Annotated in this window: 12 protein-coding genes and 1 pseudogene; 2 read left to right on the forward strand and 11 right to left on the reverse strand. The window is 46.8% G+C overall.

Going from position 1 to position 12,863, the window contains the following annotated elements; genetic code table 11:
• Positions 1–6: 6 nt before the first annotated feature.
• The 7 genes from smc to pta all read right to left on the reverse strand — a co-directional run bounded on the left by smc (position 7) and on the right by pta (position 8,390).
• Positions 7–3,567 (reverse strand): chromosome segregation protein SMC, encoded by a 3,561-nt coding sequence (gene smc, locus CI597_RS05730; RefSeq protein ID WP_024727050.1) that lies wholly within the window; start codon positions 3,565–3,567, stop codon positions 7–9.
• 2 nt (positions 3,568–3,569) lie between these two features.
• Positions 3,570–4,265, reverse strand: coding sequence for a ribonuclease III (gene rnc / locus CI597_RS05735; protein ID WP_024727049.1), 696 nt, complete (start codon positions 4,263–4,265; stop codon positions 3,570–3,572).
• A gap of 5 nt (positions 4,266–4,270) precedes the next feature.
• Complete coding sequence (plsX, locus tag CI597_RS05740) at positions 4,271–5,281, reverse strand: phosphate acyltransferase PlsX (RefSeq protein ID WP_024727048.1); 1,011 nt, start codon at positions 5,279–5,281, stop codon at positions 4,271–4,273.
• Positions 5,282–5,390: 109 nt separating this feature from the next.
• The gene (rpmF, locus tag CI597_RS05745; RefSeq protein ID WP_006565851.1) at positions 5,391–5,570 is read right to left on the reverse strand and encodes a 50S ribosomal protein L32; all 180 of its coding nucleotides are present in this window, start codon (positions 5,568–5,570) and stop codon (positions 5,391–5,393) included.
• A gap of 5 nt (positions 5,571–5,575) precedes the next feature.
• Positions 5,576–6,094: a YceD family protein gene (locus tag CI597_RS05750; protein WP_024727047.1), complete on the reverse strand. Its 519-nt coding sequence runs from the start codon at positions 6,092–6,094 to the stop codon at positions 5,576–5,578.
• Between the two features lie 63 nt (positions 6,095–6,157).
• Complete coding sequence (locus tag CI597_RS05755; protein ID WP_024727046.1) at positions 6,158–7,351, reverse strand: acetate/propionate family kinase; 1,194 nt, start codon at positions 7,349–7,351, stop codon at positions 6,158–6,160.
• A 34-nt stretch (positions 7,352–7,385) separates the two neighbouring features.
• Complete coding sequence (gene pta, locus CI597_RS05760) at positions 7,386–8,390, reverse strand: phosphate acetyltransferase (protein ID WP_024727045.1); 1,005 nt, start codon at positions 8,388–8,390, stop codon at positions 7,386–7,388.
• A 244-nt stretch (positions 8,391–8,634) separates the two neighbouring features.
• On the opposite strand from pta, the gene CI597_RS05765 reads away from it, so the two are divergent.
• On the forward strand, positions 8,635–9,849 hold the full coding sequence (locus CI597_RS05765; RefSeq protein WP_024727044.1) for a nucleotidyltransferase family protein: 1,215 nt from the start codon (positions 8,635–8,637) through the stop codon (positions 9,847–9,849).
• 40 nt (positions 9,850–9,889) lie between these two features.
• Complete coding sequence (locus CI597_RS05770; protein ID WP_024727043.1) at positions 9,890–10,798, forward strand: sporulation protein; 909 nt, start codon at positions 9,890–9,892, stop codon at positions 10,796–10,798.
• Here the strand turns inward: CI597_RS05770 and CI597_RS05775 are convergent.
• The 4 genes and pseudogenes from CI597_RS05775 to CI597_RS05790 all read right to left on the reverse strand — a co-directional run bounded on the left by CI597_RS05775 (position 10,781) and on the right by CI597_RS05790 (position 12,861).
• The gene (locus tag CI597_RS05775) at positions 10,781–11,386 is read right to left on the reverse strand and encodes a hypothetical protein (protein WP_024727042.1); all 606 of its coding nucleotides are present in this window, start codon (positions 11,384–11,386) and stop codon (positions 10,781–10,783) included. The two genes, CI597_RS05770 and CI597_RS05775, sit on opposite strands and share 18 nt — an antisense overlap.
• The gene (gene coaD / locus CI597_RS05780) at positions 11,383–11,880 is read right to left on the reverse strand and encodes a pantetheine-phosphate adenylyltransferase (protein WP_024727041.1); all 498 of its coding nucleotides are present in this window, start codon (positions 11,878–11,880) and stop codon (positions 11,383–11,385) included. Before coaD ends, CI597_RS05775 begins: the two co-directional genes overlap by 4 nt.
• 3 nt (positions 11,881–11,883) lie before the next feature.
• Positions 11,884–12,462: pseudogene (rsmD, locus tag CI597_RS05785) on the reverse strand (16S rRNA (guanine(966)-N(2))-methyltransferase RsmD); the annotation flags it as partial.
• 174 nt (positions 12,463–12,636) lie between these two features.
• Positions 12,637–12,861, reverse strand: a complete 225-nt coding sequence (locus CI597_RS05790) for an alpha/beta-type small acid-soluble spore protein (protein ID WP_006565871.1) — start codon at positions 12,859–12,861, stop codon at positions 12,637–12,639.
• Positions 12,862–12,863: the final 2 nt, after the last annotated feature.

Raw genomic sequence — 12,863 nt, forward strand, 5'->3', positions numbered from 1 at the left:
AAAGCTTTATTCGTCCAGATCGTTTTCGATCAGACTCACGGACACCAGTGTGGAGATACCTTTCTCCTGCATGGTGATCCCATATAAAATATCCGCTGCTGTCATTGTACCACGTCTGTGGGTAATTACAATAAATTGTGTTTCTTTTGTAAGCTTATGCAGGTATTGTGCAAATCTTGCCACATTGGAATCATCCAGCGCAGCCTCGATTTCATCCAGCAGGCAAAACGGCGAAGGTTTCAGATTTTGAATAGCAAACAGAAGGGAAATAGCTGTCAGGGCCTTTTCTCCTCCGGAAAGCTGCATCATATTCTGCAATTTTTTCCCCGGCGGCTGTGCAATAATCCGGATACCGGACTCCAGCACATCGTCGTCGGTGAGTTCAAGCCTTGCATATCCTCCCCCGAAAAGTTCCTGAAACACCGTCTGGAACATCTCCTGAATATCCTTAAATTTCTCTCTGAACTGATTCCTCATGGCAGCTTCCAGTTCATTAATCAGCCCTGCCAGATGTGCCTCTGCCTTTACGATATCTTCGTGCTGTTTTTTCAGAAATTCATATCTCTCCAAAACATCTTTGTAGTCCTCTATTGCATTGACATTCACCGGCCCCAGTTCCCTGATCTGTGTCTTGATCTCAGCAATTTTCTTCTTCAATTCTGTAAGGCTTTCCTGAGGTTCTTCCCCTGACAGCGATTTTGCCTGATGATATGTAAGCTCATAATTCTCCCACATGTATTCCAGGAGCTCCTGCTGTTTTTCCTCAAGCTTTTCCCTTGCAGACGTAAGCCTCAGCACTTCTTTGTCAAAACCGTTGACTCTCTGCATAAGTTCTTCTCTGACTTTCAGACTCTCCTTATACTTCTCCTCAGTCTCTGAAAGCAGCCTCTGCTTTTGAGAAAGATTCTTCTCTTCTTTTTCGATCCAGAGACTTTTTGATTGGACCCCCTGTCTGCATGCTTCTATCTGCCTCTCAATGTCTCCGATGGATGAATCGACAGAACCGGTCTGCCTGCCAAGTGCCTCCAGATCCTCTTCAATTTTTAAAAGTTCCAGACGAAGCCGTTCTCCGCCGCTCATGATAAAATCCTGGCGCTGCTTCAACTGGCCGGCTTTCATATGTGCCTCGGAAACTTCCCTGGCCTTTTCTTCTGCCATGCGTCTGGCTTCCTCCAAATGTTTGGAAAGGCTGTGGATCTTCTGTTCTTCGGTCTGGTTTGCTTCCTCCAGCACCTGTTTTTTATCAGATAAAGATGTCACATCGCCATCCATGGACCGGTATTCTTGGCGCAGAGCCTGAGCCTGATCTAAATATTCCTGCTCCCTCTCTGCTTCCTCATGAATCTGTTTGTCAATGGATTTCATCGTCATCACCACAGTGTTTTCCCGAAGCGTATTTTCCTGAATCCTGCCTTTTAAACGGCTGATCTTCTTTTCCGCCTGCCCGTACTGCTCTGTCTTTTCCTCAAGCACTTTGGAGAGACGCAGAATTTCATCTCTGTCCTTTAGGAGCTTTTGCTCAAGTTCTTTTAATTCACGGTTTCTTCCGAGAAGATTGCTCTTATTCTTATAGGCACCTCCGGACATAGAACCCCCGGGGTTCAGTGCATCCCCTTCCAGCGTTACGATGCGGAAAGAGTGTTTGTACTTTGCTGCGATCCGAATCCCGTCGTCGATGGATTCCACTACGAGTACACGGCTGAGAAGTGACTGGAACAAGTCTGAAAACCTGTCTTCATAGCTGGCGAGACGGTCACAGGTGCCGATCACTCCCTTCTCATGCACTGCCTCAGGCCTTGGAAATCCGCCCCTGTGCTTTACTGCGTTGAGCGGAAGGAATGTCACCCTGCCGTACCGGTTTTTTTTCAGAAATTCGATCATTTCCTTGGCCGTCTGCTGGGTATCCGTGACTACATTTTGAATCGCTCCTCCGAGAGCAGTCTCCACGGCAAGTTCATATTTTTTCCTGACTTTCATGATATCGGCTACAGCACCGATAATGCCCGGATATCTCTCCTTCTGCTCCATCACCCTCTTGATGCCGAATCCATATCCCTCATAGCGTTCTGCCATGTTTCTTAACGTCTCATAGCTGGACTGGCTCCTGTGGAAACCCTCCTTTTTCAGGGTGAGCTCCTCCTGGACGGATCTTCTCTCATCTCCCAGTCCGCCGCAGATCTCCTGCTCTGTCTCCAGTTCCTTGAGGATCCGCCTTTTTTCTTCCGCCAGTCCGAGCCTCTTATATTCTTCCTGTTCTTTTCTCTTCTCCTGCTCTGCCCTGTGATGTCCGGAGTTTTCTGCCTGCGAGATCAGATGGCGAATCCGCACATCCAGCTGCTCCCTCACAGTCTCCACATGCTGCAGCCTGTTGGAAAGATTCATCTGATTGTTGGCAAAACTCTGCTGATTTCTGCGAAGCTTCTCAAGTTCTTTCTCCGTATCCTGAATATCCTTCTGGAGAAATGCGACTCTGCTCTCTCTTTCCACAGTATCTTCCTGGGCTTTCAAAACCGCCTCTTCGATTTCCCTGCGCTCTTTTCGAAGTTCAGAAAGCTGTGAGCACTTGTCCTCTTTTTCTCCGGTAAGCCGGCGGATGTCAGATGTCAGATGAGTCTCCCTCATCCGCTCCGTGTTCATCTGTTCTCTTAAGACCTTGATCTGGCCTTCCTGTTTCTCTTTGTCGACTTTGGCCATAGAAAGTTCTTCTGTCCCGGCCTCGATCTTGTGTTTCAGCTCATTTAAATACCGGTCCTGTCTCTCATACTCAGCTTTCGTCTGTTCCAGGCGCCTGTCCGCGTCATCCACTTCTCCCTGGGCGATCCGGATCTTCCCATCCAGACTCTCGATCTCATCGGACAGCCGGCCGTTTTCCATGAGGAACATTGATGTGTCATATTCCTTCAGCCTGTCTCTGTACGAGAGATATTCTCTTGCCTTTTCAGACTGAGACTTCAGAGGGCCAACCTGCCGTTCCAGTTCCGAAAGGATATCCGTTACCCGGTTTAAGTTTTCCCGTTCTGCCTCCAGAGATTTTTCTGTCTCAAGTTTATTCTTTTTATATTTTACGATGCCGGCAGCCTCATCGAACAGTTCTCTCCGATCCTCCGGCTTACCGCTCAAAATCTGGTCGATCTGTCCCTGACCGATAATAGAATAGCCCTCTTTGCCTATTCCGGTATCAAAAAACAATTCCACGATATCTTTCCGCCTGCACGGACTGCCATTCATCAGATATTCGCTTTCACCGGAGCGGTAAACTCTCCTGGCCACCGTGACCTCTTCAAACCCGATCGGCAGACTGTGATCGCTGTTGTCCATAGTGATGGCAACGTAAGCAGAACCCATCGGCTTTCTCATCTCCGTGCCGGAAAAAATCACGTCTTCCATCTTGGCGCCCCGGAGCTGTTTTGCGCTCTGTTCTCCGAGCACCCACCGGACCGCATCCGCCACATTGCTTTTTCCGCTTCCGTTGGGACCAACAATTCCCGTGATGCCGCTGTCAAATTTAAAAATCATTTTGTTGGCGAAGGATTTAAATCCATTCACTTCAATGCTTTTCAGATACATAGCTACCTCAATATCCCGTCCTTATGTTTCATTGCCTCATAGGCTGCCGTCTGCTCCGCACTTTTCTTGCTTCTTCCCGTTCCGGTTCCAATGACTTTTTCCCCGAGCCTGGCCTCCACCGTGAAAGTCTTCTGGTGGTCAGGTCCCTCTTCCTTTATCAGTTCATAAGTAAGGGGCTGCTTGGAGAAGCTCTGCACAAGTTCCTGGAGCGAAGTTTTGGCGTCATAAAACAACACCTTTTCATCCACGTCCTGAAGCAGATACGTTTCCACGAACTTTCTGGCCTCATCGAAGCCCTGATCCAGATATACGGCTCCGATCACGGCCTCAAACGCATCCGATAAGATGGAATCCCTCTCCCTTCCTCCGGTCAGGTCTTCCCCTTTGCTCAGCAGCAGATAATCGCCCAGAGCGAGATCCTTGGCGCAAAATGCCAGAGTAGGCTCGCAGACAAGGCTAGCTCTCATTTTTGTCAGTTTTCCCTCCGGTTCGTCTTTGTAAGTCTTAAACAGATAGTCGCTCATGATCAGTTCCAGCACCGCATCTCCCAAAAACTCCAGCCGTTCATTGTCTTTCCCCCGGGGAAGTTTCCGCTCATTTGCATAGGAACTGTGGGTCAGTGCAGTCGTCAGCAATTTCTTGTCATGAAAACGAATCTTGATTTTTTTCTGGAAATCTTCCTGATTTGATTGATTCATACCTTTTATTTTTCCTTTACAATCTGTTCTTTGATCTTTTCATTGATTTTTGCCTCTGAAAAAGCAATACACTGTATGATCGCATTCTTCGTCTCTTTTGCCTTGGAACTCCCGTGCATCTTCACGACCAGGCCGTTTAAACCGAGAAGAGGAGCTCCGCCGTGTTCCGATGCGTCAAAGCGTTTCAGGGTCTTTTTCAGTGACGGTTTTACGAGAAGCCCTCCGATCTTTCCGCGGAGACTCTGCATCATTCCGTCTTTTACAATTGACATCAGTGTTGAGGACAGGCCTTCTGACAATTTCAGGATCACATTTCCCACAAAAGCATCACAGACTACTACATCTGCCTGACCGGAATGAATTTCTCTGGCCTCGATGCTTCCGGTAAAGTTGATCTCCTCACATTCCTTCAAAAGAGGAAATGTTTCTTTTACAAGTGCGTTTCCCTTTGCCTCTTCCACGCCGACATTTACGATGGCAACTTTCGGATTTTTAACACCTACCACGTCTTCCATATAAATAGAACCCATCTTTGCAAATTCCAGAAGGTATTCCGGTTTTGCGTCCATGTTGGCGCCGCTGTCGATGATCAGGGAAACCCCTTTTGTAGTCGGCATCAGAGCGGCCAGAGGCGCGCGTTTCACCCCTTTGATCCTGCCCACCACGAACTGTCCTCCCACGAGAATCGCTCCTGAACTTCCCGCCGATACGAATGCATCTGCAGTCTGGTCTTTTACCATCTTCATCCCGACTACCATGGAAGAATCTTTCTTCTTACGAATCGCCTCTACCGGTGATTCATCACAAGAAATTTCTTCTTCTGCATTGATCACTTCGATCTGCTCGCTCTTATATCGGTATTTCTTTAATTCCTCGTGGATTCTCGGGGATTTTCCGACAAGGTAAACTTTAATATTGCTGTTTTCGTTCACCGCATCCACCGCGCCTTTTACGATCTCTCCGGGGGCATTGTCCCCTCCCATGGCATCCAGCGCTACTTTAACTATCTTTTCCATTTACAACCTCCTTGATACAAAATTACCAGATGAAAAGAAATGCCATCCGCTTAAACTCATAAAGTCTAAACGCATGGCAATTCATGACAACATATGCTGCTGTCAACTCTTACTGAGCATTTACGATTTCTCTTTTATTGTAAGATCCGCAGGCTTTGCACACTCTGTGAGGCATCATTAATTCACCGCACTTGCTGCATTTTACTAAAGCTGGTGCAGTCATTTTCCAGTTAGCTCTACGTTTATCTCTTCTCGCTTTTGAAGATTTATTCTTCGGACAGATTGACATTGGTATTACACCTCCTTAAAATTCTTAAAAATATCCTGGATAGCTGCCATCCGCGGATCTTTAACCGCCCGGTCACAGCCACACTCTTCCTTGTTCAGATTCGTTCCGCACACTGGACAAAGCCCTCTGCAGTCTTCACCGCATAACACCTTTGTTGGCAGCAGGGGAATCACTTCTTCAAGAATAAGTTTATCCACATTAAGACTGCTTCCATCTACGAAAGACACTTGATCCTTACAAGTTTCTTCTATGTCATCAAAATCCAATGTCTTTGAGACATTGAGCCTGATCTTTTCCGGAACCTCGGTGAGACACCGGTCACAGGGCATCCCGACTGTGATGCTTGTCTGAAATGAGACGGAAACCGTCCTCTTCCCTTCATTTTTTAAAATAACCGGAAAAGAAGGCTTTTCGAGGATCGGATAGCTTTCTCTTTTGAGAATAAGCTCCTCCATATCCATGGAACATTCCACCGTCTCTTCATGATCCGGCATTGATAACAATTTTGATAACTGAATCAGCATACTATCTCCTAAAATTTCATACTTGTCTATTATACAAACGCAATATTTGTTTGTCAAGTAATTTTATTTTACAAGGGCTACCGTATCCCTTGCGATCATCACTTCCTCGTTGGTCGGAATACAGAGCACTTTGACCCTGGAATCATCCGTTGAAATGACCGCCGCTTTTCCATGCACATCGTTCTTCTGAGCATCGATCTTTGCACCGATGCAATCCAGATATTCTCCGATGGCCGCTCTCGTGGCGTCGTCATTTTCTCCCAGTCCCGCTGTGAAGGCGATGGCGTCCACCCCGTTCATAGCCACAGTGTAAGCTCCGATATATTTTGCCACACGGTAAACATAAGCAGCCATCGCAGCCTCTGCCGCTTTGTTGCCCTCTGCCTTTGCGGCTTTGACATCTCTGAAATCAGAAGAAATACCGCTGGACATTCCGAGCACTCCGGATTCTTTGTTTAAGATACTGACTACTTCGGACACGGTTTTATTTTCTTTGTTAGCGATAAACTCAAGGATCGCCGGATCCAGGTCTCCGGAACGTGTACCCATGATCAGCCCTTCAAGCGGTGTCAGCCCCATAGAAGTATCTACAGACTCTCCGCCTTTGACTGCTGTGACACTGGCACCGTTTCCTAAATGGCATACGATGATATTGATATCCTTGATGTCTTTTCCGAGCATTTTGGCAGCCTCACGGGAAACAAACTGATGAGAAGTCCCGTGGAATCCATAGCGGCGGATTCCGTCTTCATCATAGTACTTTCTCGGGATTCCATAGAGAAATGCTTTTTCCGGCATCGTCTGATGGAATGCGGTATCAAAAACTGCCACCATCGGCTTATTCTTCATGAGTTCCCGGCAGGCCTCAATTCCGATCAGAGCCGCAGGGTTATGGAGCGGTGCAAATACGTTGCACTCCTCGATCTCTTTTAACACATCCTCTGTGATAATGCAGGATTTCGTAAACTTTTCTCCGCCGTGTACGACTCTGTGTCCCACGGCACTGATCTCGTCCAAAGATGCGATCACACCGTTTTCTTTGTCTGTAAGCTGCTCAAGCACAATGCCGATGGCCGTCTTGTGGTCCGGCATAGCCGGAGTAGTCTTGATCTTGTCTTTTCCGGCAGGCTCATGCGTCAGGGCTCCGTCAATCCCGATCCTCTCACAGAGACCTTTTGCCAGTACGTCTTCTGTGTCTGAATCGATCAACTGGTATTTGAGGGAGGAACTTCCGCAATTAATAACTAAAACTTTCATCTTCATTCTCCTATATATTCTAATCTTTTAATCTCTAATTGTTCTCCGTAAGCTGCGCCTGCACTGCTGTAATCGCCACAACTCCGACGATATCCTCCGCCTTGCATCCACGGGACAAGTCATTGACAGGCTTTGCAATCCCCTGGGTAACCGGGCCGTAGGCTTCCGCTTTTGCCAGCCTCTGGACTAATTTGTATCCGATATTTCCTGCATCCAGGTCCGGGAAGACGAGCACATTGGCTTTTCCTGCCACTTCGCTTCTCGGAGCCTTTGATGCAGCCACCTCAGGAACAATCGCCGCATCCAGCTGCAGTTCTCCGCAGATCAGTGTATCCGGATAATCTCTCTTTGCGATCGCTGTTGCTTCCACAACCTTTGTCACATCGTCGTGCTTTGCACTTCCCACTGTGGAATGGGAAAGCATGGCAACCCTCGGTTCTTCTCCAACCAGCTGTTTAAACGTCTGCGCAGAGCTTCCGGCAATGGCTGCCAGCTGTTCTGAATTCGGATTCTGATTCAATCCACAGTCTGCGAATACGAAAGTGCCGTTGGCGCCGAGTTCACAGTCCGGCACTACCATCAGGAAGAAGGCAGAAACGATCCTTGTCCCCGGAGCCGTCTTGACAACCTGAAGGGCAGACCGCAGAACGTTGGCGGATGAGTTTACCGCCCCCGCAACCATACCGTCCGCATCTCCGGCACGCACCATCGTAGCTCCGAAAAACAGCGGGTTGGAAAGCAGGATTTCTTTTGCGTCTTCCGGAAGCAGTCCCTTGCTCTTTCTGGCTTCGCACAAAGATTCGATGTATGTATTGAGTCTTTCGCAGTTATTTGGATCTACAAAATAGGCCTTGGATAGATCTAATCCCTCTGCGCGGCTTAAAATCTCCTCCTCGTTTCCCACAAGAATAATGTCAGCTATCCCTTCTCTCAGCACTGTGTCTGCCGCCTCGAGAGTACGGGGATCTCCGGTCTCAGGCAAAACAATCTTTTTTTTCTCACTCTTAGCTCGTACTTTAATCACATCAATAAAACTCATTACGTTGCTCCTTCCAACTTTCTACAAAGATGAATTCTTCTCATGGAAATTATACAATATTCGTTTGTTGTATACAATATGCCTTGTTGTACTTTTCCTAGTACATCTCATCTCATAATGTTTTCATTTTACTATCTTTTATTTTTAATAGCAAGTTTCAGCCTTTTATTTCCTCTTTTTTGTGCAATTTTACCTTTTTTGAGTTCTTTGTTATAATGATTTCACAAAAGAAAGGAGAGCAGCAATGAAAACTGCGGCAATTATCTGTGAGTATAACCCATTTCACAACGGACATCTTTATCATATCGAAGAGACAAAGCGCATCTTAGGCGCTGATTATATCATTGCACTGATGAGCGGAAATTATGTACAGCGCGGCGCCCCGGCCGTCATCGAAAAAAAAACAAGGGCCAGAATGGCACTCATGAACGGAGCCGACCTGGCGCTGGAGCTGCCGCTCTGGTTTTCCTCCGGCAGCGCCCCGTATTTTGCAGACGGCAGTGTCGCCCTCCTGGAAGGCCTTGGTGTGGTAGACATTCTCTCTTTCGGGAGTGAATGCGGATCTCTGAGCCTTCTGATCTCCCTCGGAAGCCTTCTTGCAGACAGAGAGGAGGATCTCACTGAGCAGATCAGAAAATTTTTAAAGACCGGCATTTCCTATCCCAAAGCGAGGGAAAAAGCGATTCTCTCACTTGGCTGTTCCAAGAGTGACGCCGATATCCTCAGAGAGCCAAACAACCTTCTGGGGCTCGAATATATCATGGCGCTGAAACGCAGAAACAGCAGCATCCGTCCATTCTGTATCCCAAGGAAACAGAGCAGCCACCGGAGTCTTGACCTGACCGGCAGCATCAGCTCTGCCTCCGCCATCCGGTCACAGCTGGCTGTTTTTGACGGCCTTAACAAGTGTCTGGAAAGCATGCCGGAAAATCTGCACCCGATCCTCCGTGAGGATTACCGGCGCCGGTTTCCCATCCTGCTGGATGATTTTTCCAATCTGCTGTCCTATAAACTCTGCATGGAAGATTCCTTTGAGGACTATTGGGACGTCTCAAAGGATCTGAGTGACCGTCTGATCAGTATGACCGTTCCGGGCCAGCCCTTTTCCTGCCAGATCGAAGCCGTCAAAAACAAAAGCCTGACCTGGAGCCGTATAAGCAGAGGTCTCCTGCACATCCTCCTCGGCATGAAGCAGGAAATAAAGGACAGCTATACCCGCTCAGAACAGCCCCTGTATTTTCAGATCCTTGGCTTTAAAAAAGAGGCTTCCTCTCTGATCCGGGAAATCAAAAAGAAAAAAACCTGGCCGATGGTCCGACATTTAAGACCGCTTCACGATCCGCTTACGAAGGTCCAGGAACAGATGCTTCAAACAGAGAGAAAAGCGGATGCCCTCTACCAGATGATGCTTCGGGCAAAATTTAAGACTCAGGTAAAAGAAGAACAAATCATAATATAACCGTCCGTCTCATAGGCTTAAGAGGACAGGGGGTTTTTCTATGGGTAAATACTTTTATCAGTTTTGTTTGATTTTAACTGCGTTCCTTCTATTTTTATTTCCGGAACAGTGCGTAGCAGGTGCCAAAAACGGCCTGCTGCTCTGGTCCGGAACCATCGTACCCACGCTCCTGCCATTTTTTCTTCTGACAAACCTTATGATGAAATACCAGACAGTCCACTATATTTCCTATCTGTTTTATCCTCTGTTTAAAATATTTCCATGGCTGAACAAAGACCTGGCCTATACGATTCTGATTGGCTTCTTGTGCGGCTATCCTCTGGGCGGCAAGATCATCAACGATCTGGTGCTTTCTGGTTCCTACACAAAAAAAGAAGGGGAATCCCTTCTTGTGCTCTGCAACAATGTAAGCCCGATGTTTTCGATCGGCTTTACGCTGACCCTGATCTTAAAAGGGACCCTTAATGTACCCCTTTATTTTTTCTGCCTTTATACGCCCAATCTCCTGTACTTTATCTTCATCCTCTGGAAATTCAGAGGTACAGGATTTTTACACGTGCATCAGAAACACCCGAGGACTGCGGCGATCAAATCCTTTGACGAGATTATTTTTGACAGTTTGAAGACGATTTTTACCATCGGTATTTTTATCATGGTATTCTCCATCGTATCTTCTCTTCTCCAAAGCGGCATGCTTCCCTCCTATGTCACGGCACCGGTAATCGGAATGCTCGAGATCACAACAGGGATCTCTCATATAAGTTTTCTGACCCTGGGCTTCAGACAAAAAGCAGCCGCAATCCTTGCCGTCAGCTCTTTCGGCGGCCTGTGCAGCCTGGCACAGGTCAAGAGCGTCTGCCAAAAATCACAGCTGTCTATGAAAAGCTATCTAATTTTTAAGATGCTCTTTGCCTGCATAAGCAGCGGAATGCTACTCCTCTTCCTGTGACACGAAATCTTCGGCGGTTCTCGCCTTTGTCCGGGAAGCCCCGTCAAGCTGCTGCCGGATTTCCTCGTAGTTGGTGCTGATCGACTCTATATCGCTGTCTAAGGTAGATAAAAGCTGTTCAAAAAGGCTCTGCTGACCCTCTTTTACTTTTGTTATGTAGTCCTGGACATCTTCCATAATATCGCAGGTGTACTGCAATGCGCCGTATCTCACCTGATCAGCCTCTTCATTAGCATTATGAATGACATCATTTGCGTGGTTTAAAGCAGCCTCTTCAATCTCTTTCGCACGCATTTTTGCCATCTCTACGATCTCATTTTCATCAATCAGCTCTCCGGCTTCTCTGGCCGCCTGGTCTACGATATTCTGGGCCTTGATCCTGGCATCTTCCAAGATGGCATCTTTGTTCATCATGACCTTGCGGCTGCGCTCCACCTCACCCGGAATCTGTTTTCTCAGCTCCTCGATGACCGTGATCAGCACATCCCTGTCAATGACAACTTTGCCCGGATTAAACCTTGCCGGCTTGGCCTCATCGATCAAAATTTCAATATCATCGATCATTTCATGCAAATATTTCTCACTCATGCTTCTCCCTCTATTCTTTCTCTAAATTTTTGCTTCAGCTTCTGTTCCACATACGGAGGCACCAGTTCACTGACATCTCCGTGATAGGATGCGATCTCCCTCACGATTGTAGAGCTCAAGTATGCATATTCCGTACTTGTAGTAAAAAACATCGTATCCAGATTAGAGTCCAGCTTATTATTGATCTGGGCGATCTGCAGTTCATACTCGAAATCTGTGACGGCGCGGAGCCCGCGGACCGTAATATCCGCGTTGTTTTCCCTTGCAAAGTCCACCAGCAGACCGGAAAAAGATTTCACCTCAACATTCTCCATATCCTTTGTGGCTTCCATGAGAAATTCCACTCTTTCTTCCATCGAAAATAACGGATTTTTTTCACTGTTCAGCAAAATCCCTATGACCAGTTTATCAAAAACTCTGATAGAACGTTTAATAATATCCAAATGCCCATAAGTTACCGGGTCAAAGCTTCCCGGATACACTGCGATGCTCATTTCTCAGCCCTCCTGCACTTTTTGCAAAAAAGTATGCTTATTAGTTTTATATTCCTTTATCTTTAGAACCTTGAGATACTCAAACATCTCATCTTGAATCTCTGTCTGTAAGCTGGATTCCGCAATGACCAGGGCGTTCTCCTTCAAGAGCTCCGAATGATCCAGCTCGTTAAGCACTGCATTCTCCATTCCTCTGTCATAAGGAGGGTCCATAAAAATATAGTCAAATTTCCGGCCCTCTGATCCAAGCTTCCTCAATGCACTTATGACATCTGTCACGAGGATCTGCGCTTCATCTGCAAGCTTCGTATGTACCAGGTTGTCCTGAATGCAGGAAGCCGCCTTTTTATTATTTTCCACAAAAACAGCATGCTTACAGCCCCTGCTCAGAGCCTCTATCCCAATGGCTCCGCTGCCCGCAAACAAGTCCAGAAAATCTTTTCCTGCAAGTTCATGCTGGATCATATTAAACAATGTTTCCTTAATGCGGTCCTGTGTCGGTCTCGTATCCATGCCTTCCACTGTTTTAAGCCTTAAACTTCTGGCTTTTCCTGAAATCACTCGCATTTTTTTATCTTCCTTTGTTTTTTCTCCCTACTATTGTATTATATTCAGATAATTTGTCAACTAAATAACAAAGAAATTCCTGCACCATGCAAAAGGAGCAGTCAGAACTGACGCTCTGATTGCTCCTCTTTTTTCTTTCGTTCTCTCATCAAAATTACGAGTAAAAACTGATTCGTTTGAATCCGTTAACTAACGGCCAGACATTTCCTCTTCCTGTCTGCGGATCATTTTACGAACCATTTCTCCTCCAACAGAACCTGCCTGAGCAGTTGTTAAATGTCCGTTGTATCCTTCTTTTAAGTCTACACCGATTTCATTAGCAACCTCGAATTTGAATCTGTCCAGTGCTTCCCTAGCCTCTGGAACTTCCACTCTGTTGTTTCCTTTGCTGTTTGCTGAAGTACGTTCTTCCATTT

Origin of the sequence: Anaerostipes hominis (ex Lee et al. 2021) (assembly GCF_002270485.1) — a bacterium.
Lineage (GTDB): Bacteria > Bacillota > Clostridia > Lachnospirales > Lachnospiraceae > Anaerostipes > Anaerostipes hominis.